The sequence below is a fragment of the Brassicibacter mesophilus genome (assembly GCF_050433385.1).
Taxonomy (GTDB): Bacteria; Bacillota; Clostridia; order Tissierellales; family Proteiniboraceae; genus Brassicibacter; species Brassicibacter mesophilus.
Window position 1 is genome coordinate 48,546 of the sequence record NZ_JBNPXI010000021.1, and the last position, 25,082, is coordinate 73,627.

The 25,082-nt window shown below is 28.7% G+C and carries 26 protein-coding genes; 12 read left to right on the forward strand and 14 right to left on the reverse strand.

All coding sequences use genetic code 11. The features are described 5' to 3' along the window. Positions 1-4 precede the first annotated feature (4 nt). Positions 5-1,645 (forward strand): hypothetical protein, encoded by a 1,641-nt coding sequence (locus HNR33_RS17950; protein WP_429086010.1) that lies wholly within the window; start codon positions 5-7, stop codon positions 1,643-1,645. Here the strand turns inward: HNR33_RS17950 and HNR33_RS17955 are convergent. Continuing rightward, a complete protein-coding gene (locus HNR33_RS17955; protein WP_429086013.1) occupies positions 1,629-1,925 on the reverse strand; it encodes a putative Se/S carrier protein in 297 nt (98 codons plus the stop codon). The genes HNR33_RS17950 and HNR33_RS17955 overlap by 17 nt on opposite strands. A gap of 112 nt (positions 1,926-2,037) precedes the next feature. Here HNR33_RS17955 and HNR33_RS17960 point away from each other — a divergent pair, with 112 nt between their 5' ends. After that, the gene (locus HNR33_RS17960) at positions 2,038-2,859 is read left to right on the forward strand and encodes a glycosyltransferase family 2 protein (RefSeq protein WP_429086014.1); all 822 of its coding nucleotides are present in this window, start codon (positions 2,038-2,040) and stop codon (positions 2,857-2,859) included. 46 nt (positions 2,860-2,905) lie between these two features. Here HNR33_RS17960 and HNR33_RS17965 read toward each other — a convergent pair whose 3' ends face one another. Then, positions 2,906-3,883, reverse strand: a complete 978-nt coding sequence (locus HNR33_RS17965; RefSeq protein ID WP_429086017.1) for an SDR family oxidoreductase — start codon at positions 3,881-3,883, stop codon at positions 2,906-2,908. Positions 3,884-4,000: 117 nt separating this feature from the next. Between HNR33_RS17965 and HNR33_RS17970 the strand changes: the two genes are divergently transcribed. From HNR33_RS17970 to HNR33_RS17980, 3 genes are read left to right on the forward strand one after another with little or no spacing between them, the layout of a single operon-like run. Further along, on the forward strand, positions 4,001-4,825 hold the full coding sequence (locus HNR33_RS17970) for a glycosyltransferase (RefSeq protein WP_429086020.1): 825 nt from the start codon (positions 4,001-4,003) through the stop codon (positions 4,823-4,825). A gap of 24 nt (positions 4,826-4,849) precedes the next feature. After that, complete coding sequence (locus HNR33_RS17975; RefSeq protein WP_429086022.1) at positions 4,850-5,659, forward strand: glycosyltransferase family 2 protein; 810 nt, start codon at positions 4,850-4,852, stop codon at positions 5,657-5,659. Between the two features lie 40 nt (positions 5,660-5,699). Continuing rightward, positions 5,700-6,524: a glycosyltransferase family 2 protein gene (locus HNR33_RS17980; RefSeq protein WP_429086025.1), complete on the forward strand. Its 825-nt coding sequence runs from the start codon at positions 5,700-5,702 to the stop codon at positions 6,522-6,524. A gap of 59 nt (positions 6,525-6,583) precedes the next feature. Here HNR33_RS17980 and HNR33_RS17985 read toward each other — a convergent pair whose 3' ends face one another. The 3 genes from HNR33_RS17985 to HNR33_RS17995 are packed head-to-tail and all read right to left on the reverse strand — an operon-like array spanning position 6,584 to position 9,734. After that, complete coding sequence (locus tag HNR33_RS17985; protein WP_429086028.1) at positions 6,584-7,540, reverse strand: glycosyltransferase; 957 nt, start codon at positions 7,538-7,540, stop codon at positions 6,584-6,586. A gap of 60 nt (positions 7,541-7,600) precedes the next feature. Continuing rightward, positions 7,601-8,422: a glycosyltransferase family 2 protein gene (locus HNR33_RS17990; protein ID WP_429086030.1), complete on the reverse strand. Its 822-nt coding sequence runs from the start codon at positions 8,420-8,422 to the stop codon at positions 7,601-7,603. Position 8,423: 1 nt separating this feature from the next. After that, positions 8,424-9,734, reverse strand: a complete 1,311-nt coding sequence (locus HNR33_RS17995; protein ID WP_429086031.1) for a nucleotide sugar dehydrogenase — start codon at positions 9,732-9,734, stop codon at positions 8,424-8,426. A gap of 251 nt (positions 9,735-9,985) precedes the next feature. Here HNR33_RS17995 and HNR33_RS18000 point away from each other — a divergent pair, with 251 nt between their 5' ends. After that, positions 9,986-10,789, forward strand: coding sequence for a glycosyltransferase family 2 protein (locus HNR33_RS18000; protein WP_429086032.1), 804 nt, complete (start codon positions 9,986-9,988; stop codon positions 10,787-10,789). A 27-nt stretch (positions 10,790-10,816) separates the two neighbouring features. Here HNR33_RS18000 and HNR33_RS18005 read toward each other — a convergent pair whose 3' ends face one another. Next, complete coding sequence (locus HNR33_RS18005; protein ID WP_429086035.1) at positions 10,817-12,127, reverse strand: UDP-glucose dehydrogenase family protein; 1,311 nt, start codon at positions 12,125-12,127, stop codon at positions 10,817-10,819. A 205-nt stretch (positions 12,128-12,332) separates the two neighbouring features. On the opposite strand from HNR33_RS18005, the gene HNR33_RS18010 reads away from it, so the two are divergent. From HNR33_RS18010 to HNR33_RS18035, 6 genes are read left to right on the forward strand one after another with little or no spacing between them, the layout of a single operon-like run. Continuing rightward, positions 12,333-13,199: a glycosyltransferase family A protein gene (locus HNR33_RS18010; protein ID WP_429086037.1), complete on the forward strand. Its 867-nt coding sequence runs from the start codon at positions 12,333-12,335 to the stop codon at positions 13,197-13,199. 47 nt (positions 13,200-13,246) lie between these two features. Further along, positions 13,247-14,134, forward strand: a complete 888-nt coding sequence (locus HNR33_RS18015; protein ID WP_429086040.1) for a glycosyltransferase — start codon at positions 13,247-13,249, stop codon at positions 14,132-14,134. Between the two features lie 55 nt (positions 14,135-14,189). Beyond that, positions 14,190-14,903: a glycosyltransferase family 2 protein gene (locus HNR33_RS18020; RefSeq protein WP_429086043.1), complete on the forward strand. Its 714-nt coding sequence runs from the start codon at positions 14,190-14,192 to the stop codon at positions 14,901-14,903. Continuing rightward, positions 14,887-15,258, forward strand: a complete 372-nt coding sequence (locus tag HNR33_RS18025) for a CgeB family protein (RefSeq protein ID WP_429086045.1) — start codon at positions 14,887-14,889, stop codon at positions 15,256-15,258. Before HNR33_RS18020 ends, HNR33_RS18025 begins: the two co-directional genes overlap by 17 nt. A 30-nt stretch (positions 15,259-15,288) precedes the next feature. Further along, positions 15,289-15,786, forward strand: coding sequence for a glycosyltransferase family protein (locus tag HNR33_RS18030; RefSeq protein WP_429086047.1), 498 nt, complete (start codon positions 15,289-15,291; stop codon positions 15,784-15,786). A gap of 37 nt (positions 15,787-15,823) precedes the next feature. Continuing rightward, the gene (locus tag HNR33_RS18035) at positions 15,824-16,756 is read left to right on the forward strand and encodes an AEC family transporter (protein ID WP_429086049.1); all 933 of its coding nucleotides are present in this window, start codon (positions 15,824-15,826) and stop codon (positions 16,754-16,756) included. A 50-nt stretch (positions 16,757-16,806) separates the two neighbouring features. Here the strand turns inward: HNR33_RS18035 and HNR33_RS18040 are convergent, their stop codons facing one another. The 8 genes from HNR33_RS18040 to HNR33_RS18075 all read right to left on the reverse strand — a co-directional run bounded on the left by HNR33_RS18040 (position 16,807) and on the right by HNR33_RS18075 (position 25,064). Further along, the gene (locus tag HNR33_RS18040) at positions 16,807-17,826 is read right to left on the reverse strand and encodes an NAD-dependent epimerase/dehydratase family protein (RefSeq protein WP_429086052.1); all 1,020 of its coding nucleotides are present in this window, start codon (positions 17,824-17,826) and stop codon (positions 16,807-16,809) included. Positions 17,827-17,844: 18 nt separating this feature from the next. Continuing rightward, positions 17,845-18,909: a glucose-1-phosphate thymidylyltransferase gene (locus tag HNR33_RS18045; RefSeq protein ID WP_429086055.1), complete on the reverse strand. Its 1,065-nt coding sequence runs from the start codon at positions 18,907-18,909 to the stop codon at positions 17,845-17,847. Between the two features lie 22 nt (positions 18,910-18,931). Further along, positions 18,932-20,218: an NAD(P)H-dependent oxidoreductase gene (locus HNR33_RS18050; protein ID WP_429086057.1), complete on the reverse strand. Its 1,287-nt coding sequence runs from the start codon at positions 20,216-20,218 to the stop codon at positions 18,932-18,934. A gap of 45 nt (positions 20,219-20,263) precedes the next feature. Then, positions 20,264-20,818 carry a dTDP-4-dehydrorhamnose 3,5-epimerase gene (rfbC, locus tag HNR33_RS18055; RefSeq protein ID WP_429086060.1) on the reverse strand — a complete coding sequence of 185 codons (555 nt, stop codon included), beginning with the start codon at positions 20,816-20,818 and terminating at the stop codon, positions 20,264-20,266. 339 nt (positions 20,819-21,157) lie between these two features. Further along, positions 21,158-22,273: a DegT/DnrJ/EryC1/StrS family aminotransferase gene (locus HNR33_RS18060; RefSeq protein ID WP_429086063.1), complete on the reverse strand. Its 1,116-nt coding sequence runs from the start codon at positions 22,271-22,273 to the stop codon at positions 21,158-21,160. Between the two features lie 2 nt (positions 22,274-22,275). Beyond that, a complete protein-coding gene (locus HNR33_RS18065) occupies positions 22,276-22,890 on the reverse strand; it encodes an acyltransferase (RefSeq protein WP_429086066.1) in 615 nt (204 codons plus the stop codon). Further along, a complete protein-coding gene (locus tag HNR33_RS18070) occupies positions 22,883-23,950 on the reverse strand; it encodes a Gfo/Idh/MocA family protein (RefSeq protein WP_429086069.1) in 1,068 nt (355 codons plus the stop codon). The genes HNR33_RS18065 and HNR33_RS18070 overlap by 8 nt, the downstream gene beginning before the upstream one ends. Positions 23,951-24,068: 118 nt before the next feature. Continuing rightward, positions 24,069-25,064: a glycosyltransferase gene (locus tag HNR33_RS18075; protein ID WP_429086072.1), complete on the reverse strand. Its 996-nt coding sequence runs from the start codon at positions 25,062-25,064 to the stop codon at positions 24,069-24,071. Positions 25,065-25,082 lie beyond the last annotated feature (18 nt).

Genomic DNA, 25,082 nt, shown 5'->3' on the forward strand with positions numbered 1-25,082 from the left:
ATAAATGATTAGTTATTGGAAAGAAAATGTAGTAATTAAAAATACAAGCGGTGAAACATACTGTTTTTATTTAGATGAAGAAAATAAAATCAAATATAACAAATATAGTATAGAAAATGATCTTATTTATTCGTCTACTTTAAATGAAGATAAAATACTTGACTTTTCAACTGAAATTGATAAGAATGATAAAATACACTTATTATGTATAACAAGTGAGGGAAAATTAGTATACTACTTATATTCAAAAAGTAGATGGTCTGAAAGCATTCTTACAAAATTTGATATAAAATCAAACAAGTATAAGCATCTATCTTTGAAAATTTCTAACAATAGTATACATATTTTCTTTTCTTATTCTAATATGATTAATCCGTCTGTCTGGACAATTCAACATATCATTGGCAATAAAAACAACTGGAAAAAGTATAACGTCATAAGCATGAATATTGGTAAATTCCCACCATTCTTCCATATAGATTTTGATAAATTTGATAACGTTCATATGATTTACAAAGCAAAATCTAAATCTCTAAATGATGAAATATATTATACATTTTATAACTCACTATTAAAGAAGTGGAATCCATCTCCTCAGCAAATATCAGAACAACATAAAGACAGTGACTCTCCTTATATTTTTATAGATACTAAGGATAACGTTCACATTGTATGGCTTGTTTTGAATAATAGTAATCAAACATTAACTTATAAACACCTTCCTTCTATTGGAAATTATAAGTTCAAATGGAAAAGTGAGCATTTGCCTATTTATGATATTAATATCACTAATCCTATTATTTTTGAAAGGTTAGGTAAAATAAAAATAATGTTTGCATCTCAAAGCACGATTAAGTCAATTGTTTCAAGTGATGATGGTTTTACTTGGACACTCGATACTTCAGAAACATTTGATACAGTAGACTCCTTCCAGTTAGTAAAATATTCTTCAAATTATATTTTAGAGACAAGTAAAACTAAAATAAACGATTTATATATTTATGTAAACAATCCAATTATTCAACTACCAAACGATATTTATGAAGGAGATCAAAACTTTTTAAATATCAGTAACATTAGTGAAGATATCAACAGTAAGGATAACGATATAGCTTATAACTATAGTAACAATATTGATGTTTCTGGACAATATGTTGAAATGTCTGAAATTGACCAAATCTCTGAAGAAGAAAATCCAGAAGCTAATCAAGAAGAAAAAGCAACTATTCTAAAGAACTTAGACGAATTTAATTGTGAGAGCATAAAAGAGTTTGTTTCAAATAGTAAAGTGAGCCTTGATTCAATATTGTCTAAGGAAAAAGAAATCAATGCAATAAAAACAAAAATAGAAAAAATGATATATGATAACTCCCTCTGTCTAGATAAAGAAATCAAATATTATAAAGGTTTATATAAAGACATATCAGATAAATTGTTGAGTATAGAGAACATATTAGTACAGTGTCGGAATGAAAATAAAACTCTAAAAGATCTCATTGAGTCTGTAGATGAAGTGAATTCTTCTAGAGTAACTATGATTAATAATATTGATTCTCAAATTAATCAAATAAAGGATATTATCAATACTGAATCCAGTCCAAGTATTTTAAAGAAAATATTAAGCGTATTTAAAAAGGATATTTAACAACCTTATAATGCTTTTTTCCTTCTTTTCTTTCAACATGATATATATTATTTATACTTCCTATAAAGTCAGAAGATTCTTTTTCTAAATAATTAATATCACTAATATTATTAAACTTGATGGAATAGCTGCATCCACCTTTTAGTTGACAAGGAGTAGAAACAAGTTGAAATTTACTATACCCTTTTTTTTCAAGCTTATAGAATAGCTGAATAGCATAATTCTTTGAATTAAATACAACAATATAGTACTCCTTATTGTTGATAAGCTTGCTATGCATAATATACACTTCCTTTTTTATATTCTATATTTAATATATTAATCTACATAAGAACATGTTACAGAATATTAGATATCAATATATAAATATATACCCTTGAGGAGGTTATTTCTTGACTTCAACGATAAAAAAACCGACGAATCCAATAAATAAATCAATAAAAAAATCAATTTCTCATAAAACTCGAGAAAAAACGAAATCTAATCCAAATAGTTTTGAAAGAAATATAAATAATAAAAAATTAGGAATATCTGTTGTTGTTTGTACAAATAGACCAGGTTATTTGAATAACGTATTTGATAACTTTATTAATCAAAAATATGAAAAAAAAGAACTCATTATTATACTAAATGATAATAAAATGAGGTTAAAAAATTGGCTTGCTAAAGCAAATGAATATAACTATCCAATCAGAGTATTTCAAATAGATGAGAATAAATCATTGGGATTTTGCCTAAATTTCGGGGTAAGCAAAGCAATTTATGAGATCATAGCTAAATTTGATGATGATGATTACTATAGTTCAAATTATCTCTCAGAATCAGTTAAATCTTTTAAATATGCGGATGTAATCGGTAAGGCTACCACTTTCGTTTATTTTGAAGCAAATAAAACTTTAGCTATACGGAGCCCTAAAAGAGATAATCGTTATGTCTATAGACTCGAAGGTCCAACATTATTATTCAAAAAAGAGATATCCAATATTATTAAATTTGCTGATAAATCATTAGGAGAGGATATTCAATTTTGTAAAGATTGTGCAAAAAATGGAATCAGAATGTATTCTACAGATAGATATAATTATGTGTATATAAGACATAGCTTAACTGACAAGCATGCATGGAAAATAAGTGATGAATTTTATATGAAACTTTGCAAAGTTGTTGGAATTACAAATGACTATAAGACACCTGCTGATAGTTATAAAAAATAAAAACAGCATAGATTTTGATACTTTATCAATCTAGGCTGTTTGTTAATTAGTCAGAAATTTTATTATACCATTCAATTGTTCTTTTAAGTCCAGAGTCAAGATTAAAGAATGGTTCATAATATAGAATCTTTTTAGCTTTATCTATGCTAGCTAAACTCTGTCTAATGTCCCCTTCTCTTTCATTCTTATAGATAGGTTTTATATGTATTTTCAATAAATTAGAAATTTTACTAAATAAATCATTTAAGTTTATACTATGTCCATATGCAATATTGAATACCTTGCCGTAAGCATTTTCACCTGCAAGACATGCTCTGATATTTGCATTTACTACATCTTCAACATAGGTAAAATCTCTGGATTGCATACCATCACCATAAATAATTGGACTCTCTTTCCTCATTAACCTGCTAATAAAAATAGGAATAACAGCTGCATATTGTGAATCTGGATCTTGATTTTTTCCATAAACATTAAAGTACCTCAGTCCTATAGTCGGAAGTTTGTATTGGTTATAAAATATATCTCCATACATTTCATTCGTAATCTTTGTAATAGAGTAAGGTGATAAAGGTTTACCAACATTATCCTCAACTTTTGGCAAGCAGTAATTATCACCATAAACAGAAGATGAAGAAGCAAAAACAAACCTTTTTACTTTACTCTCTTTTGCCGCAAGGAGCATATTCAGTGTTCCAGTAATATTTACCTCATTAGTAGTTTTAGGGTCTACAATTGATCTAGGAACTGAACCTAAAGCTGCATTATGCAAAATATAATCTATACCTTCACATGCTTTATAGCAATCACTTATGTTTCTAATATCACCCTCAATAAGTTCAAATTTCTCATTCTGCATAGACTCTTCTAAGTTTTTTTTATATCCAGTAGAAAAATTGTCTAGAATTCTTACTTTATAACCAAGCTTTAAAATTTTCTCTACTATATTCGAACCAATAAAGCCCCCTCCACCTGTTATTAAAAATTTAGAATCTTCGTCAAACTTTAAACTTGAGTTATACATATTCCAACCTCCAATATTTTTTATATTACTAAATATATATGCACTTATTTCTCAGCTTTTCATATAAATACAATAAGACTTAATTCTTCTAGAAATGATAATAAGGGTGGTAATATTATGAATAAAAACTATAAAACAAAGAAAGCTACGTACTATAATTCAAGTCAACAAGTAATTAAAATTAAGAATCCAGTCAATAAAACTATCCCCAAAATAAAGAAAATAAAAGAAATAAAAAAGAAAACAATTCAACCGTATGTATCAATTATTACTGTAACTAATCGGAAAAGTCATATGAATAGAGTATTCAATAATTATAAATGGCAAAATTATAAAAATAAGAAATTTATTATTGTGATTAATAATAATTCAATAAATATAGATGAATGGATAATTGAGTCAAAGCATTATAAGAATGTGAAGATTTTTCAATTGGATGAGAACTTGTGCTTTTCAGAATGCAAGATTTTTGCATTTAAAAAATGTTCTTACGATTTTATATGTCACTTTGATGATGATGACTTTTATGCTCCAAATTTTATAAAAAATGGCATGAATTATTTTAATTATAAGGATGCCGATATTATAGGTAAAAAAACTGCATTTGTATATTTTGAAAAGAGTAAATTACTGGCACTCCGTTTTCCCTATCAAGAAAATTGCTATGTAGATTTTGTTCTAGACTCTAGTATGATTATAAAGCGAAGATTATTAAGCAAAGTGGAATTTCCAATCATGAAAACAGGTGCTGACTTTGAATTCCAAAAGAAATGCATAAAAAGTGGATTCAAAATATATTCAACTGATAAATATAATTACGTATTTCATAGACATGACTCTACAGATAAACACTCTTGGAAAATAACCGAAGAAAAATTACTAAAAGAATGTATTCAAATAAAATCTAATATAAATGACTATACTGAATTCGTCATGAAATAAAGATATTTTAAAAGGAGGAAATTTATGGCATCAAATAATCAAATACTAACAAAACTTAAATTAAAAAAGAACATTAATCCTATTAACAAATCTATTAATAAATCTGTTCATAAAAAGACATCTCTTAAAAATAGATCACTCTCTCATGATGTTTCTATAATTACAGTTACAAATCGGCCAAGCAATATAGATAATATCTTCGATAATTATTCAAGACAAACAAACATAAAAAAAGAGCTAATAATTATTCTTAATAATAATAAATGTGATATCAATAAATATAGAGATAGTTTTAAAAATCTTAGTAATGTATCCATATTCCAATTAGATGAAAAAAAATCGCTGGGCAAATGTCTTAACTTTGGTATAGAAAAATCAAAATATAATATCATTGCTAAATTTGATGATGATGATTATTATGCTAATAAATATCTAAGTGATTCAGTAAAAGAATTTAAAAAACGCAATGTTAAGGTAGTGGGTAAAGCTGCATATTTTGTTTATTTCAAAAAAAGTAAAACATTAGCTCTGCGTATGCCCCAAAACGAAAACAAGATGGTTAATTTCGTAAATGGTTCAACTCTTATTTTTAAAAAAGAAATTTATAATAAAATAAAATTTGCAGATTTAACCCTAGGAGAGGATGTGCAATTTTGTAAAGATTGTTTAAAAAATAAGATAAATATATTTTCTTCATCAAAATACAACCATGTAGTTATAAGATCAGACGCCACTGCCCATCATACCTATAAATTAAGTGATGAAGAATTTATAAAATGCTGCATTTTTATTGCAAAAACAAATGATTTTATGAGCTATATTATAAAACATTAATAATTTTCAATAGTAGAATTTAGGAGGTAACATCACAAGTATGTATAAAAGAATTGCTAATCCGGTAAATAAAGATATAACCCAATTACTTAAGAGAAAGCCTAAAACAGTAAATAATATAAAATATATTAATAATAAATCAGTCCTTAAAGGTGTTTCTATAATAACTTGTACTTGTAAACTTAATTCTTTAAACACAATTATTAACAATTATACAAGACAAAAATACAGTAATAAAGAACTAATAGTTGTAATTAATAATAATACTATTGATTTAAATAACTGGACTATGGAAACTGAGAAATATGAAACCATAAAAATTTTTCAGATTGATGAAGCCTATACTCTCGGAGAGTGTTTAAACTATGCTGTTGAGCAATCAAAATATTATATAGTTGCAAAATTTGATGATGATGACTATTACGGACCAGAGTATCTACTAAATTCAATTAGATTATTTGATACTACAAAAGCAGATGTAATCGGAAAAGCTACTTACTTTATTTATTTTAAGCAAAGTGATCAACTTGCTATTAGTAGAAATGGTAAAGAAAACAGTTATGTGAATTTTCTAGCTGGACCTACTCTTATTTTTAATAAAAAAGTTTTTGCAAAAGTTAAGTTTCGTAAATTAAATCTAGGTGAAGATAAACATTTTTTACAGGACTGTCTATCAGTTAATTTCAAATTATATTCCTCAGATAGATATGATTTTCTATATTATAGACAGGAAAGTAAAGAAAATCACACATGGAAAATTGAAGATGAACGATTTATTAATCGCTGTAAATTACTATGCAAAATAAAAAATGACAATAGTTATGTGAACATAGTCAATAGATCTACTTCCAATAAAATAATTTAAGACTATGAGCGAAACTCATCTCATAGTCTTATGAGTTCAATTTCTCAAAATCAAAACTTCTAAATAAATTCATAAATATAATCAACAATCTGCTTTGCTCTAACAGTATTGGTATGAGAAGCATGAATAAAATCATATCCATTTTTCGTAATTCTTTCTCGTTCTTTATCATTTCTGATATAGTACATTGCTTTGTCATAAAAATCAAGTTCATTACATTTTACAAAATTGGTACCATCACTAAATCCTAATTCATAAACATCTTTATTCGGCTTAGCAAATAATAATGACCTACATCCTGGAACTTCAAAATATTTAGCTACAGCATATAGAAAACTGCCTCCACAAGTAAAAAAAATTTTTGAACGATTTATTGTCTTAGCATATTTTTCATTTACAATAATATCATTTGACGGTATTACATAGTGTCCAGGATGTGGAAAGAAAACAAAATCTTTTCTATCCTTCATTTTCCTCAATACTTCCTCTCTAAATTTATATCTACCCTTAGGAGGCAATCTTTTAGGAGGATTTTTTTTATCCTTATAAAACAATTGCCCCATGAGCAGAAAATCTATATCTTTTTCTAGGTTCCAATCTTTGATTATATCTTCATTTACAGAAAAAGGTATCCACCTAAATTTTTGACTGTATTCAGGAAATATTTCAAGAAAAGGATTTTTACATGCAGAAAAAATAAGGTCTACCTTATTATCTTCAAAATATTTTTTTCTTGTTTTTTTTGAGTAATGTAAATCAAGTACAAAACATCCTTTAGGAATATTAATTCCATCTAATCCTTCTATTTTAGGAGAGTAAACATAATTCCATTCGATATCATAATGTAGTATAAAATCTGGCTTAAATCCCAAGTCATAAATAATCTGTCGTATATCTCCATCTTCATGCCAATAGTATACATTCGCATATTTCTCAATAGCTGTAATCATATCGAATTTATGTTTGTGTTTCGGCCATTTATCTGCAAATCTCTTTATTAAAATTAATATTTTCAAATCTGATATTGCGCCCCCTCTAGTTTGTCAGTATTGTAATAGCTGAAATATTTAAATAGGTCATATCCCAGTATAGTCACTGTCTCTAGCAATTATAGTGAAATTTTGTAAAAACTCATCATCTACTAATTGCTCACATTCCTTTATCTTAATAAAAACAAAACTATTTCTGTCAGATGAATATATCTTGAAGCCTTTATTTGAGCAATCAATACAAAACTGTTTTTCAATGCCTAACTCTGATTCTACAAATTTTACTTCACCTATCACTTCTTTTCTAAAACTTAAAGTAGGACCATACACATAATCAACATAATTATTTTCTATTCCTTTTTTTGAAACAGCTAATACTCCACTGCTTTTTAAATTAACATAATATTTAGTTTTACCTATCACAGATACATCTTTAGCTCTACACAAATTTACCAACTCTGAAAGATAATTTGAGCCATAGAAAGCATTTTTATCAAATATAGCTATTATATTGTACTTAGATTGAGCAGTTGCATCGATTAAACATTCAGATACTTTTTTATTTTTACTAGAATTGATAAAAATTACATCATTCTGTAGATAATTTTTTAACACTAGTGCTTCAATATTAGCATCATCATACCTTAATATTACAATCAGCTCTCTATTCATATAGTTTTGTCTATTATAGTTTTCTATTATCTCCTCTAAATAATTATGATTATCTACTATAGAAATAACTGATACTCCTGAGATATTTATTTCTTCTTTTCTATGTTTCATTTTCTTCTTCATTCTTCTTGTATTTTTCCTAATATTCTTTTTAATCAATTCTTCTAAAGATTTATTTAAAGGCTTCTTGAGAGAATAATCTTTAGTATTTACAGCTGTATTATATAGTTCTTTCATATTAAAATCTCCAATATAAATAGCCAAGTTTTATTGCATCGCTCTTGCTAAAAATTCCCTTTATATCTATTAATACCGGTGTATTACCTGAATACATCTTAACCATATCTTCTAGCCTTAATTCTTTGAACATGTCATGGGATACTGCAAATATTATTGCATCCATATCTTTAATATCTTCTTTGCTCCTAAGTTTAATATTATGTTTACTCAAAACTTCGTTCTTATCTACTATTGGATCAACTACAATGACAGTTATTCCAACTTGTTCTAGTAATTTTATTATTTCTAATACTTTCGTGTTTCTAATATCACTGCAATTCTCTTTAAAGGAAAATCCAAAAACACCTACCTTAGATCCTTTTATATCTTTATTAGCTTCTATAAGCCTTTTTATTGTATTTTCTACTACATATTTACTCATGAAGTTATTTATTCTTCTTCCTGTACTTATGATCTCTGGATTACATCCAACCTGTTCAGCTATATAAATAAGATAATACGGATCAACCCCTATGCAGTGTCCTCCAACTAACCCTGGAGCATATGATGCAAAATTCCATTTCGTTTTGGCAGCTTTAAGAACGTGCTTCATATCAATATTAAGAGTATTAAAAATAATTGATAGTTCGTTCATCAGTGCTATATTTACATCTCTTTGTATATTTTCCATCACCTTTGCAGCTTCAGCCACTTTTATGCTTTCAGCTCTATATACTCCAGCTTCAATAATCAATTCATAGGTTTTTGCTATTATATCTAAAGCCTTACTATCAACTGCAGAAACAACCTTGGTTATTGTATCCAATTTATTTACTTTATCTCCAGGGTTTATCCTTTCCGGTGAATATCCAACCTTAAAATCGTCTCCACATCTCAATCCTGACTCTCTTTCTAATATTGATACGCATATATCTTCAGTTACACCAGGATAAACGGTAGATTCAAACACTACTATAGAGTCTTTAGTTAAATTCCTGCTAAGTATTCTACACGCCTTTTCTAGACAATCTAAATCAGGTATATTATCTGATTTAATTGGTGTTGGTACAGCTACAATATGAAATTTTGCCTCTTTAAGCATATTCTCATCTGAAGTAAAATATGCTGTAGTTTCCTTGATGGCTTGATCTCCAACCTCCTTTGTTACATCTATACCATTCTTGTATTTTTCAATTCTACTATTATCAATATCAAAGCCTATAACTTGAGTTTTCTTTGCAAAACTTATTAACAACGGAATTCCAACATATCCTAAGCCTATTACAGAGATTTTTTCGTCTTTATCCATAATACCTTGAAATAAATCCATCATGAATACACCAAGTCCTTTCTTAATAGCTTGTTTAACATACTTACTGGTACTGTCTTTCTTTTGATAACATTATATGAAAGGTATGGTATTTGGTTCTAAAAAACATCCTCATTACTAAAAATCTTAATCGAAACACTTTTACTCGAATTTTTAATATTTTTCTTTTTTATCACAATTCAATCTGTTTTTCATATTATTAAAATATACTAATTTTATTATTTTTCTGTATTTTTAAGGAGGCTAAAATTATGCCTAATCAACCTGTAAATAAATCTATATATCAATCTATATGCAATCGCAAAAAAGTTTCAGCAGTCGCCTATAATAACAAAGAAGATAAAGATAATGCGCAGACTGATTTCCCTTTTGTATCTATAATCGTTTGTACTATGAGACAAAGCTGCATAAAAAATATATTTGATAACTATAGTAGACAAATTTATAAAAATAAGGAAATGATTATAGTACTTAACAATAATAATATGAAGCTTTCTGGATGGCAGGAAAAAGCTGATATGTATAGGAATGTAAAGGTATTTCAGGTAGATGAAAAAATCACTTTAGGTAACTGTATGAATTTTGGCATTTCTCAATCAAATCATGAAATTATTGCAAAATTTGATGACGATGATTACTATGGTCCTAAATATCTACTTGACTCGATTAAAGAATTTCAGCAGTATGATGCTGATATTGTAGGTAAAGCAGCATCCTTTGTATACTTCAAAAAAAGCAAGATACTGGCCATTCGTTTTCCATATAATGAAAACAGGTATGTGTTCCATATGGATGGACCTACTTTACTTATAAAAAAAAGAGTATTTGAAAAAATAAGGTTTGCTGACATTCCAAGAGGAATAGATACTCAGTTTTCAAAGGATTGTGTAAAAAACGGATTCAAAATCTATTCTATTAATAGATTTCATCATGTTTATATAAGAGATGAATCATCTAATAATCACACATGGAAAATAAGTGATAAAAATTTATTAAGATGGTGTAAAATTATACGTCGTGGAGTCGATGATTATACAAAATTTGCTGATATATAATCAAAAAAACAAAGGCTTTTAGCAATGCTAGCAGCCTTTGTTTTTTTGATCTCTTCCTACTGAATAATATTCAAAACCAAGCTCTTTAATTGATTTTAAATCAAGCATATTTCTTCCATCAATTATTATTGGATACCTCATGCATTCTTTTATTTTTAGGAAATCTAATGAATTAAATTCTGGCCATTCAGTACAAATTATGATACAATCGGAATTTGTACTAGCTTCATAAGAATTATAACAATACTCTATACTTGAAAATTTAGATTTTACCTCATCTGATACTATTGGATCATAAGTTTTTATTTTAGCTCCTCTTCCTAATAACTCCTTTATAATATAAATAGATGGTGCCTCTCTTATATCATCTGTTTCAGGTTTAAATGATAATCCTAATATAGTTATCGTTTTATCATCTAAAGAACTATAATGTTCCAATAATATTTTTACTGGTAAAAGTCTTTGCTCTTCATTGACTTCTAAAGTGCTTTTTATTATTTTGAAGTCAACACCATATTTTTCACCTATTTTTATTAAGGCCTTTGAATCCTTTGGGAAACATGAGCCACCAAACCCAATTCCTGCTCTTAAAAAAAGAGGTGATATTCTTCTATCTAGCCCCATTCCATAAGATATCGTTTCTATATCAGCTCCAATTTTATCACACAGATTAGCTATTTCATTAATAAATGATATCTTGGTAGCTAGAAAAGCGTTAGATGCATATTTAATCAACTCCGCAGTTTCTGGAGTTGTAAAAATCACTTCTGAATTAAAAGGCATATAAAGCTCTTTCATTATATTTCTTGCTTTTATTGAATCACAACCTATTACTACTCTATCGGCATTAAAGAAATCATGCAATGCTTTTCCTTCCCTTAAAAATTCAGGATTTGAAACTACATCAAAATTTTCAGGAGATACTCCTTTCATAGAAAGAAGACAGCTGACATCTTTTTGGGTTCCAACTGGCACAGTACTTTTATTGACTATAATTTTATAACTATCTATATAATTAGATATTTGAATTATTACTTGGTTAACCTGAGTCATATCTACATTGCCATCGTTCTTTTCAGGTGTTCCAACTGCCAAAAATATAATATCTGAAGTCTTCACTCCTAGTGATATATCATTTGTAAATATTATATTATTTGAAGATAGACATTCATTAAGTAGTCCATCTAAACCTTCTTCATATATAGTAGGAACACCTCTTTTTAGAGCGTTGACTTTTTCAATATCTTTTTCAACACAAATAACTTTATTATTTAATTTTGCAAATGCTAATGATGTAATAAGCCCTACATAGCCTGCACCGATAACACAAATTCTCATTTTTTCACCCTCTTTAACGGAATATAACCACTATCTTATACCATTATCATATTTGTCTATTACATTTTATGTAACGTTCAAATATAGGTGATTTTTTTATAAAGATTAGTAGAATCTATCATAACCTGTTTATCACAAAATATTGTACAATTCATATATTGAATTAGGATACTATATAAGTCCAATTTATAAATGAGGTGAAATAATGGGTAATAAAAAAGTTTTTAAACAAAAACCCGTTAATAAGATTATAAAAAATAAAAATAAATCCACTATTAAAAAGAGAAATAAATCTGCTAGCAGTAAACAGAAAAAGAAAAAAACTAAACTAAAGTCTATAGGAAAGGATAATACCTTAAAACCAAAAACTTATATTCCAGGCTCTAAGAAAATCATAATATACAGTGACTTCAACACACTACGTTTTAGTAATAAACGATTCTCAAAAAAGTGGATTGAAAAACGCATTGCCATATTCATGAAATATACTCTAAAAAGTCTTAAACTTCAAACAAACCAGAACTTCTTGGAATTATTAAAATATGAAGATAGATCAAAAGATACTATCGAGTATGTTCTTAATAAATACCCGAAACTCCCTGAGAACATAAAATTTATCCCAAAAAGTAACTTTGAAGATATGGTCATTAAAAATATTCAAGGTTTTGACTACTTGTATTTAGTAAGATTAGACTCTGATGATTTGTATCATAAATCTTTCATTCAGCAAATGCATGACTATAAACATGATATAACTACAGAAGCAATCATAAATCAAAATGGATATATATATGATTCCATTAAAAAACGTCTGGCAAGATTTCCTCATAAATCACCTAACTATTATACTCTGATATATAACTCCAATGACTATATTAAAGGAAAGAGATATATTATTCCTGGAGGACATCCGAATGTAATCAAACTACTCAATCATGAAATAATAAAAAAACCAAACTATATACGTAATGTGCATTCAACAAATGATTCCTCTACTTTTAGACTAGCAAATAGCAAGAATATTATAAATAATAATAATAAAATAAAACAAATACTAAGTGAGTTTTTGTAGATTAAAATATTGCTCCATTAAAAATATATTTTGAAAGGATGCTTGATATGTCAAATAAAAAATCTCAAGCAAAGAATAAACCGGTTAATAAATCAATCCAGAAAAAAATAAAGAAAACAAAAAAGAAGCAAAATAATGTTATAAAGAAAAATAATCGCAGCAAAAAGAAAACTAGCAAACCATTAAATAGAAAAATTAAAAAAAATATGAAAATTATTCCTCACACTAACATGAATGTCTCTAACAATCTTAGTATTTCCGTTATTGCTTCAACAAACAAGGAAAAATATGTTAATAATATATTTGAAAATTATAAACGTCAGAAGTATGAGAAAAAAGAGTTAATTATTATTTTAAATGACAATAAACTTGACTTAGAGAAATATAAACAAAAAGCAGCCGAATATAACAATGTTAGAGTATTTCATATTGATGAAAAGAAAGATTTATCTGATTGTATAAACTTTGGTGCTGCCCAATCTAGCTGTGATTTAATAGCTAAATTTGATGATGATGATTACTACGGACCTTATTATTTAACAGAAGCAGTTTACGCTATAGAAAAATTTAATGCTGGAGTTGTTGGAAAATCAAGATTCTATGCATATTTTGAAGATAGCAGGAAAATCGGCATAAGAAGAAATGGCGTAGAGAATGGTTATACAGGATATATTCACGGACCTACCCTAGTGATTAAAAGAAAAGTATTTAATAAGTTTAAGTTTAAAAACATGTCCCATGGTGCTGATCAACATTTTTTAAGAGATTGTAAAAAAAATAAAATAAAAATATATTCAACAACTAGAAAAAATTTCATATATATTAGACACAAATCACTCCAACATCATACTTGGAAAATTAAAAACTCAAACTTCATGAGACAGTTTAGAATCATAAGAAAGACTAATGATTATATTCCTTATTCAAAAATATAGTAATTTGTTTTTTTATCATGTATTTTAGGAGATTGATATTGAAATGAATAATAGCATGGGTGTTTCAATTATTACAATTACAAATAATGACATTTTTGTAAACAATATCTTTGAGAACTATTCTAGACAAAAACATCAAAAAAAAGAACTAATCCTTATATTAAACAAAAATAGTTTAGAAAAATCAAAATACGAAAAGAAAGCAGAAAAACATTCAAACGTTAGGATTATTAAGCTTAACGAAAAAACCTCTTTAGGAAACTGTCTTAATTACGCAGTAAAAATCTCAAGATACAATATTTTAGCAAAGTTTGACGATGATGATTATTATGGACCTAAATACCTTTCTGATTCATTGCAAGTCTTTGAGACTACTGATGCAGATGTTATAGGGAAAAGATCTCATTTAGTATATTTTGAAAGTAATAAAATGTTAGCTATTAGAAACCCTAACCATGAAAATAAATATGATTCTTTTGTAAATGGCTCTAGTTTAATATTCAAAAAAAATATTTTTAAAAAAGTCAAATTTGCAAATATATCTATTGCTGAGGATACTCAGTTTTGTAATGATTGCTTAAAAAAAGGCATCAAAATTTACTCTACAAATAGATTTCACCATGTATATATCAGAAAATCCTCAAAACAATATCATACTTGGAAAATAAAAGATAAAGATTTTCTTCAAAAATCATGTAAGATAATTGGACAAATTGAAGACTATAAAAATTATGCTGATAGGGGGAGAGTTCATGAAATGGATAATTAAAAACCCTTCACCTTTAGATTATAGACTAAAAATGTGGGGAGATTATCACATCGGAAGAAGTCTATCAAAGTATCTGATAAGACTCGGGGAAAAAGTTGAAACTGATTATCATAGTAAATGGAATAATAACAAAAAATCAGATGTAGTTTTAATCTTAAGAGGTAAATATCCCTATAAGCTCAGATCTAATACTAAACTTCACATAATGTGGAACTACGGGCATCCTGCAGATATAAGTGTCAAAGAATACGAATCTTATGATATAATTCTTGTAGCATCTAATAAGCATGCTGATGTATTAAAAAAGAAAATTAGTAAACCAGTTTATCCATTTTTACTATGCACTGATCCTTAAGAATTCTATATTAATGATAAAGATAATGATATGAAAAGAAAAGACATAATATTTGTAGGCAATACAAGAGGAGTAAAAAGAAATTGCGTTTCATGGGCAATAGAGTATGGAATACCGCTAAAAATTTGGGGCAGAGGTTGGGAGGAACAGATTAATAAAAAATATATTGTTGACAAATATATTGCTAACGAAAAGCTCTCAAAACTATATTCAAAATCTAAAGCAACCCTTAATAATCACTGGCCAGATATGATAAAATATGGATTTGTGAATAATAGAGTTTTCGATGCATTGGCGTGTGGCCTTCCAATAATTTCAGACTACAGTGAAGAGCTTTTCAATCTGTTTCCTAATGAAATATTGTATTATCGCAATAAGAACGAATTCAAAAAATGTATAGATCATCTTAATTCAAATTATACAGAGGTAAAAGAGAAAGTAAACAACGTTATCCCTAGGATTATAAGTGACTTTTCTTATGAAAAAAGAGCTACAAATTTATTAGAAATTGTAAAAAAACACCTATAGTTTCATCATTTTAGTTAGGAATATGGGAGGAGTCACGATGTTAAATGCAGTAGGTAGCATTTTTAGCATATTAATAATAATATTTATTGGTTTTATTTTTTCAAAGAAGGGTTGGTTTGATCAAATAATAGGAACTGCATTATCTAAAATAGTGATAAACATATCGCTTCCATCTTTGATGATTGTTAATGTCATGCAGAGATTCCAAAAGCAGACATTACTCCAATACAAAATAGGACTACTAGCTGCATTTTGTTGTGTATCCCTTTCATATTTCCTTAGCTGGGTAATAGGAAAATCTATTAAGTTATCTAATAATAGGCTAGGGATTTTTTGTGCCATGTTTACCTTTTCAAATACTATTTTTATTGGTTTACCGGTTAATATTGCTTTGTTTGGAGAAGAAAGTATCATCTTCGTATTACTATACTACTTTGCAAATAGTTTTCTATTTTGGACTATTGGAGTATACAATATAAAAAAAACTAATTCTAAATCTATGAACAAAACAATTAATGTCAGTACGTTTCATAAGATTTTTTCTCCTCCTTTGATAGGATTTCTAGTGGGAATATTATTTGTTATGACAAATATCTCTCTACCAACTTTTATAAATGATACTCTAAGATATTTAGGAACTCTAACCACACCTCTATCTATGATTTTTATAGGAATAACTATTAGCTATACCAATATAAACAAATTTAAACTTAGTTCAGAAGGACTGATTATCATATTGGGTAGGTTCTTAATTACTCCTGTAATAGTTTATATTGTTGTAAGCATTTTAAATTTCCCGTATATAATGAAAAATGTGTTCGTATTAGAAGCAGCTATGCCAATAATTGCTCAAATAGCTATAGTTTCTAAAGCTTATAACAATGAGTCTGATTATGTTTCATTATTAGTTTCTTTAACTACTATATTAAGTTTGATGTATATACCCATATATGCGTATATACTCAAATAAAAAACATTGCTTTTCTGTCAAATTACGACGAGAAGCAATGCTTTTTTTTATTAAAGAATATCTCCGAACCTAGATACTTCCTTTAACTGCTTGTTACTTTTTATTAATTTATCATACCAGTTAACAGTTCTAGTCTTTGGGTCATCCCAGTTAATTAAATTGTGTTCCATTTTGTTCCATATTTCTCTTGTTGCCTCTTCTATACTATATTTTGTTTCATAACCAAGTACATTTTTTATCTTATCAAAATTCACTCTGTATGATCTTTTGTCAGGAGTTCCATGCCATTTATAATAAAAAGGCTTATTAATTCCTTTACATATTCTCTCTCCAAGATCGAATATTTGAATATTTAAATCATTTGAACCAACATTAAATATCTCACCATTCACCTTTTCTTTTTCAGCTTCCATTACTTCTATAAATGCTTTACCTGTATCTTTCACATGAATATGTGGCCTCCACTGGTTTCCATCTCTTAATAACTCAAGATACCCTAGTTGATAATATGCTCCTACCATACCATTTACTACAAGATCAAACCTCATTCTATTAGAAAAACCAAAAACAGTTGATTGTCTAAGTGCAGTTACACAAAATGTTTCATCAGCTAAAGAAAGCGTAGACTTTTCAGCCAAATAGTTTGCCTCAGCATAGGTTGTCAGAGGATTGACTTTAGATTCTTCAGTTAAAACATCATCTTGGAAACCATAGATACTGCATGAACTAGCTAATATATATCTTCTAACACCTGATAGTTTTGCTAGATGTGCTATTCTAGTTCTGCCAAGATAATTTATATCTAATGTTTTTTGCTTATCTAACTCTCCTGATGGATCATTTGATATTGCGGCAAGATCCATTACTGTATCTATTCCATCAAAAACTTCTTTTCTTACATCTCTGACGTCTCCTTTAATTAATTCTATTTTATCTTCTATATCTACAAGAGACTCCTTACCAAAAAAAAGTCTATCTAAAACTCTTACTTTATATCCTTTATTAATCAGCAGTCTAACAAGTACTGAGCCAATATATCCTGCGCCACCAGTCACTAATACCTTGCTCACCTTCATCACCTCCAGCTACTAATTAATGATTATCTTACTATTTTTCCCAATGACAAAAGTATTAACTTTTCTGTGTAATTCTTCTTTGATAATTACACAATTTCGTTCTATAATACTTGAATCTATTACATTAATAACATTAGAAATATAGCTTCCATCTAGTATAATACTATTTTCTATTTCACAGTTAATAATTCTTATCTTATTACTAATTGAGCTGTAAGGACCTATATAACTATTTTCTATAATCGTATCATCTCCTATTACAGCAGGACCTCTTATTATGCTATTATAGATTTTAGAATTCTGTCCTACTATAATAGATCCTGTCAACTCACTCTTTTCATCGATTATACCATTCATTTCAGTACTAATGTGGTTTAGCTTATGGTGATTAGCATCTAATATATCTTTTGGCTTCCCTAAATCTCTCCACCACCCTTCTAATATATCGAATTCTACCTTATATCCATTATCTATAAGCCACTTGATTGCATCAGTTATCTCATATTCATTTCTCCAAGATTTATCAATACTCATACATGCATCAGAAATATTTTTATCAAAAATATATACTCCTGTAATCGCTAAATTTGAGGGAGGATTTTTAGGCTTTTCTATAAGATCCACTAATATTCCATCTACAATATTAGCTACGCCAAATCTCTTTGGTTCATCTACTTCCTTAAGCAAAATTGTACAATTCATTGGCTCCTTATTAAATTCATCAATAAAGCTTTTAATATCCACTTCATATAGGTTATCTCCTAAAACCATAACAAAGTCATCTTGACCTAAAAAGTCTTTAGCAGTATATACTGCATTTGCCAATCCTAATGGCGCCTCCTGTCTTATGAATTCAAACGTTACATCATAGTTTTTATATTGATTAAGAGCATCTATAAATATTTGCTCATTTTTACTTACTACAATGCCTATTTCATTGATGCCAGCCTCAGCTAAAGAGTCAATTATATAAAATATAACTGGTTTATTAGCAATTGGAATCAATTGTTTAGGCAATGAATGTGTTATAGGCCATAACCTAGTGCCTAACCCTCCACAAAGTACTAGACCTTTCACATATGTCACCTCCTTGAACAGCTTATATCATTTCGTTGTATAGTTTTCTTAGTTTCCATAATACTGAGCTTCTATCTAGCTCTACATCATCTAAAGTAATTGGTGTACCTTTGTTTATATTTTTTATCAGTCGAGCACCTGGTGCTAATCCTATAGGCAAAATATTCTCTTCTTTAATAGTTTTAGCTTCATCTATAAGACCATAATAAGTGTAACCACCTATGTCATCAAGTATTTCTCCTGCTTTTAAATCTTTCTTTGCCACAGTTACTACATCCGCTACTGGTTTTGATAATGGTGCTATAGTAGAATCATTATCTATTACTGCTCTTGCAACTCCAATAGCCATTTCGAACGAACATAAATGATATGGTCTGTAGAATAAATAATTAGGTCCGCTGCCCATTTTATAATATTCTAAATCCTTTTTAATACGAGGATGTGTTGTTGTAGCCACTACATATACTCCACTACTAGGTTCTACACCTCGTACAATTTCTATAGTTCCGTAAGACGACAGTATTCCTCCTTCTTCTTTTTTTCTTAGTATTCTAGTGACTGTATCCAAAGTTCCATAAGGTAAATGCATACCCCTTACATCAGGTAGCAGTCCTGTAGCATTAGCTACAAGCGCCATTTCAATACTCATCTTACTTCCATCTGTAAATGAACATATTTTTAAGGGATTTTGTTCAGCTTTATCAGCCCATGGCTTAACAGATACTGGAGTCGCATGACTATCATAATAGTTCTTAAACTTCCCTACAGCAATTACATCTAGTCCAAGCATTTTAACATACCTATATAGATTCATTATTACTCCTGGTTCATCTCCTTCTGCTCCGCTATACACTACTCCAACATTCTTAGCCATTTTATTTAAAACTGGTCCAACTGTAACATCCATCTCTGGATTCGCAATGAAATGCTTTTTATTTCCAATAGCTGAAAGACCTAACGCTGCACCAAGTTCAGGATCACCTGTACAATCTACAACAATATCAACATCAGCCTCTGCAAGTAAAAGTGGATTAGAAGCTACCCCTATAACACCATCTCTTAAAGCAACCTGCATATCAAAACTATTATTGCATATTTTATATTCTGCTTTAGAGTTAATATTGTTTATCACAGTCAATGCTTTGTCAATAGATCTATTTGCAACTGCACACACCTTAATGCCTTTCATAATACCTATCTGATTTATTAACCCTCTTCCAATGAAACCTGTTCCTGCAACAGCTACTCTTATTTTATTTCCTTGCTTTTCTCTTTCGTTAAGCTGCTTTAATAAATGTTCTGATACCATATTTTTATCCTCCATATTAAAAATTTTTTCAGCTTAACTTATATATTAAACAATTAACTTTAACTCTTTTAATCCACCCCAATTTTTATCTTGCTCTGACAGAATAATCTGGTCATCAATAAATGGCCAAGTTATTCTGATATCTGGGTCATTCCATATTAATCCGAATTGATCTTCAGGATAATAATAATCTGTGCACTTATAATAGAAAATGGCTTTTTCCGATAATACTAAATATCCATGTGCAAATCCTTCAGGTATATAAAGCATTTTGTTATTCTCTTCAGATAATTTAATACCAAACCATTTACCAAAAGTTTCAGATCTATGTCTTAAATCAACAGCAACATCAAATACTTCTCCTTGGATAACTCTCACTAGCTTTGCTTGTGGATGTTTATGCTGAAAGTGTAGTCCTCTTAGAACTCCTCTTTTTGAAACTACTTTATTATCTTGTAAAAATTCTTTAGTAATACCTAGTTCATCGAAATCCCTTTTGTTATATGCTTCAGTAAAGCTACCTCTATAGTCACAAAATACTGAACACTCAATAATAAAAAGTTCACTGATTCCTGTTTCAGTCAAATGAAGCTTCCCCACATATAAGCCTCCTTCTATTATTTTGTTTTTTAGTAAAAGCTATTTTGCTAATATATTATATGGATAACTATTGAATAAGTGATAAAATAAATATTTAAAGAATAAAACTATTTCCTAGGTAATAGTCAAATACTGACACACAATATTATTTCAATACTTTTTTTGTTAGTAGGACGATGTTTTTGTAATATTGAATCGATAAATGTTTCTATATAAAAAATCTCAGCACTTATTGAAGAAGTACTGAGATTTTTTATATTATAAAATAATTACTCTAATGTCTTTATCAAAGAATAATTGCTTTATATTATTATTTAAACTTTTGTTTTATCATAAATGTCAACATAGTAAACTATTTAGTTCAATGCTTACTTCTTGTATTTGAGATTCTTTTAGTTCAGGCCACATCGGTAAACTAATAATTTCCTTGCATACTTTTTCAGTTACTGGAAAATCCCCTTTCTTGTAGCCTAAATATGCATAAGCTGGCTGTAAATGTAGAGGAATAGGATAGTGTATTCCTGTAACAATTCCTTTTTTCTTTAGCTCTTCTCTTACATAGTCTCTATTGCTTATTCTGCATACATACAAGTGATACACATGTTTAGAATTATCCCTGTAAAAAGGTTTTATAACTTTATAATCATCTAAGAACTTACTATATAGTTTTGCATTTCTTATCCGTAAATCATTCCATTTGTCTAAATGCTTTAGCTTAACTCTTAATATTGCTGCTTGTATAGAATCCATTCTACTATTATATCCTTCAATCTCATGCTTATACTTCTCTATTCTGCCATGATTCGATAGCATTTTAATATTCTTTGCAATATTAGTATCATTAGCAACTACTGCTCCTGCATCTCCAAAAGCTCCAAGATTTTTACCCGGATAAAAAGAAAAAGTGGCTATATCCCCATATTCACCTGGTCCTTTGCCATTAATTTTCGCTCCATGTGCTTGAGCAGCATCTTCTATAACCTTTAAATTATATTCTTCTGCAATATCCATAATTGCATTCATATCTGCCATTTGCCCATATATGTGAACAGGTATCACTGCCTTTATGCGCTTATTAACTATATTCTTTACAAGATATTCTCTCAAGCTGATTGGATCCATAGTGTAAGTTTTCTCATCTATGTCTACAAATTCTACATTTGCTCCAACGGATGTTATTGCTTCAGATGTTGCAATAAAAGTATTTGGAACTGTTACAACTGTATCCCCTTGACCAATTCCAAGACAGTGTAAAGCTAAAATTAAAGCATCTGTACCGTTACTACATGCAATTGCATGTCTCATATTACAATATATTGCAAACTCCTGTTCAAATCTCTCTACTTCTTCTCCTCCAATAAAATTAGTTGTGTTTATAAAATACTGTATTCTTGTTATAATTTCATCATAAATATCTTTGTAGCAATCTGATAAGCTCGTAAAAGGAATTTTCAATACTATTCCTCCTCATAAACTATTATATTATTTACTTCATTTATTTTCTTTGCAGGGTTTCCAGCTACTACTATTTTTTCTGGTACATCGCGAGTTACAACACTGCCTGCACCAATTATAGCATTATTCTCTACTTTAATACCTGGCAATATAGTAGAGTTTGCTCCAATTATTGCTCCCGATTCTATAGTAGGTCCTTTTAGATTTTCTTTTGTACTTTTTGATTTTGGATATCTTGCATTAGTCAATACTACATTAGGTCCAATCCAACAATCATTCTTAAGGGTTGAATATTCAGGAATAAAAGCTTGAGAGTGTATCCTTACGTTGTCTTCTATGACTATATGATGTTCAATACATGAGCTAGTCCCTATGCTCACATTATTACCAATAGCATTATTTTCTCTAATCGTTACATTATGACCGCATTGAAAGTTATCACCAATAGTGTTTCCAGAATATATTATCGTATTTGACCTTATAATAGCATTATCACCAATTACAGTTTTCAAATCCCCAGTTTTTTTGCCTCTAGGAGGTTCCCCAATTATCACAAAGTCACCTATTTCACAATTACACCCTATTATCACATTAGGATATCTTTTATAATTATTCATTCTTCTCACCTAACTTACATATTTGAGGTTGGAATCTTAAACGAACTTTATTTCCAGTTTCTGACGATTCATATATAGCATTTATTAATTCAAGAGATTTTCTTCCTTCTAGACCATCAACTAAAGCTTTTTTACCATTTTTAATACAATCAACTACATGTTCAAGATATCTCATATGTCCAAATCCATATATATTTGGCGGATTCTCATTATAGCTTTCTAAAACTTCATCATTTTCTGGTCGTTCTTCTTCAAATCTCCAAATCTTTATCTTGTTAGCTGCTAATCCACCTATCTCTACAATGCCTTTTTCCCCTAGTATTGAGATAGACCCTTCAATATCGGTAGGTCTCGTTGCTGTAGTTGCTTCAATAATGCCAAGTGCACCATTTTCAAATCTAATAATTACTACACCAGTATCTTCAACCTCGATATTTACCAATCTTGTAGAAGTCATAGCTGATACTTCAATAGGTTGCCCTATAAACCACTCTAATAAATCAATAAGATGTGATGCTTGATTAGTTAAGCATCCTCCATCCATTTCCCATGTTCCTCTCCATTCATCTATATCATAATATTCCTGATATCTTGCCCAACGCAACCTAACAGTTCCCATAACCATTTTTCCAAATCTACCTTCATCTAAAGCTTGCTTGAGTTTTTGAATAGGAATATTATATCTATTTTGCTTGACTATAAATAATCTTACTCCATTTTCATCACATACTTTAATCATTTCATCTGCATCTTTCAATCTTAATGCCATTGGTTTTTCACACACAATATGCTTCTTATATTTCTTTACAATATCGATAGTATGTTTCGCATGAAGTCCACTTGGAGTCAATACGTTTACAACATCAATATCCTCATTTTTCAACATTACATTATAATCAGTATAATAAGGTACTTCTAATTTCTCACCATGCTCTTTAGCCCTGTTTTCTTTGATATCACATACTGCTACTATTTCAGCATCATTCAGCTTTTTTAAAGCTTCTATATGCTTACTCACTATTCTTCCACAACCTAATAAAGCAAACTTTAGCTTTTGCATTTCTATTCCCTCCCTATAACTAAAAAAACATCAACTGCCTGACTTTTCTAACCCTAACTTGATTCAGTGTTTTGCTTCTCATACTATCGCTGTATTAACTTTATAGCTTACAATATATTTAAAAATGTATCTTTTTTTTACTGTCTGTTTGTAAATAATCTTCAATATAGTTTATAAACTGTTTCGCACGTACACTGTTGGTATGATTAGAATGAATAAATTCATATCCATTATTAGTAATACGTTCTCTTTCTACATCATTTTCAATATAATATATGGCTTTTTCATAAAAATCATCTTCATCACAGGCAACAAAATTTACTCCATCCTCAAACCCAAGATCTAATATTTCTTTGTTTGGATGGGCTAATAATAATGTTTTACATCCCGGAGCTTCAAAGAACTTTGCAACAGCATATTCGAATTCCCCTCCACAAGTAAAAAAAATCTTTGACTGATTTAATTTCATTGCGTATTTTTCATTCACTATAGGTTTTTTAGACGAAGGTGTTAGATGGCCAGGATGAGGGATGAATTCAAACCCTTTTTCGTTTTTCATTTTGTTTAAAACTGCTTCTCTAAACTTATAACGTCCTTTAAAAGTACGGCTTTTAGGATGATACTTTGAATCTTCAATATATACAAGACCCATTAAAAGAAAATCTATAGTTTTATCTATCTTCCAATCCTTAATAATGTTAGGATTTATTGAAAACGGTATCCATCTAAGCTCATTCTTATACTGAGGAAATACCTTCAAAAAAGGCTTTCTTGATACAGAAAAAATCAAATCAATTTTATTATCTTCAAAGTATCTTATTCTGTCTTCTTCAATCCAATGTATATCAATTACAAAACATCCTTTTGGTATATCTACCTTTTCTAAACCTGTTATTTTTGGAGCCCATGTATAATCCCATGCGAAATCATAGTGCAATATGAAATCAGGTTTAAATCTAATTTTTTTTAAGATATCACATATATCACCTTCATCGTTCCAATACTCTATATCGGCAAACTCTTCCAAAGCTTCAATCATATCATATTTATGTTTATGCTTTGGATACTTCTCAGCAAACTTTTTTATTATTATTAAAATTTTTAATCTTTCCATACTATTCCTCCATTTTTA

Excerpts from the sequence above, each read along its gene's own strand:
- HNR33_RS17950 (WP_429086010.1), top strand. The coding sequence starts at position 5 with ATGATTAGTTATTGGAAAGAAAATGTAGTAATTAAAAATACAAGCGGT.
- HNR33_RS17955 (WP_429086013.1), bottom strand. The coding sequence starts at position 1,925 with ATGCATAGCAAGCTTATCAACAATAAGGAGTACTATATTGTTGTATTT.
- HNR33_RS17965 (WP_429086017.1), bottom strand. The coding sequence starts at position 3,883 with ATGTATAACTCAAGTTTAAAGTTTGACGAAGATTCTAAATTTTTAATA.
- HNR33_RS17970 (WP_429086020.1), top strand. The coding sequence starts at position 4,001 with ATGAATAAAAACTATAAAACAAAGAAAGCTACGTACTATAATTCAAGT.
- HNR33_RS17975 (WP_429086022.1), top strand. The coding sequence starts at position 4,850 with ATGGCATCAAATAATCAAATACTAACAAAACTTAAATTAAAAAAGAAC.
- HNR33_RS17980 (WP_429086025.1), top strand. The coding sequence starts at position 5,700 with ATGTATAAAAGAATTGCTAATCCGGTAAATAAAGATATAACCCAATTA.
- HNR33_RS17990 (WP_429086030.1), bottom strand. The coding sequence starts at position 8,422 with ATGAAAGAACTATATAATACAGCTGTAAATACTAAAGATTATTCTCTC.
- HNR33_RS17995 (WP_429086031.1), bottom strand. The coding sequence starts at position 9,734 with ATGGATTTATTTCAAGGTATTATGGATAAAGACGAAAAAATCTCTGTA.
- HNR33_RS18000 (WP_429086032.1), top strand. The coding sequence starts at position 9,986 with ATGCCTAATCAACCTGTAAATAAATCTATATATCAATCTATATGCAAT.
- HNR33_RS18005 (WP_429086035.1), bottom strand. The coding sequence starts at position 12,127 with ATGAGAATTTGTGTTATCGGTGCAGGCTATGTAGGGCTTATTACATCA.
- HNR33_RS18010 (WP_429086037.1), top strand. The coding sequence starts at position 12,333 with ATGGGTAATAAAAAAGTTTTTAAACAAAAACCCGTTAATAAGATTATA.
- HNR33_RS18015 (WP_429086040.1), top strand. The coding sequence starts at position 13,247 with ATGTCAAATAAAAAATCTCAAGCAAAGAATAAACCGGTTAATAAATCA.
- HNR33_RS18020 (WP_429086043.1), top strand. The coding sequence starts at position 14,190 with ATGGGTGTTTCAATTATTACAATTACAAATAATGACATTTTTGTAAAC.
- HNR33_RS18025 (WP_429086045.1), top strand. The coding sequence starts at position 14,887 with ATGAAATGGATAATTAAAAACCCTTCACCTTTAGATTATAGACTAAAA.
- HNR33_RS18030 (WP_429086047.1), top strand. The coding sequence starts at position 15,289 with ATGAAAAGAAAAGACATAATATTTGTAGGCAATACAAGAGGAGTAAAA.
- HNR33_RS18035 (WP_429086049.1), top strand. The coding sequence starts at position 15,824 with ATGTTAAATGCAGTAGGTAGCATTTTTAGCATATTAATAATAATATTT.
- HNR33_RS18050 (WP_429086057.1), bottom strand. The coding sequence starts at position 20,218 with ATGGTATCAGAACATTTATTAAAGCAGCTTAACGAAAGAGAAAAGCAA.
- HNR33_RS18065 (WP_429086066.1), bottom strand. The coding sequence starts at position 22,890 with ATGAATAATTATAAAAGATATCCTAATGTGATAATAGGGTGTAATTGT.
- HNR33_RS18070 (WP_429086069.1), bottom strand. The coding sequence starts at position 23,950 with ATGCAAAAGCTAAAGTTTGCTTTATTAGGTTGTGGAAGAATAGTGAGT.
- HNR33_RS18075 (WP_429086072.1), bottom strand. The coding sequence starts at position 25,064 with ATGGAAAGATTAAAAATTTTAATAATAATAAAAAAGTTTGCTGAGAAG.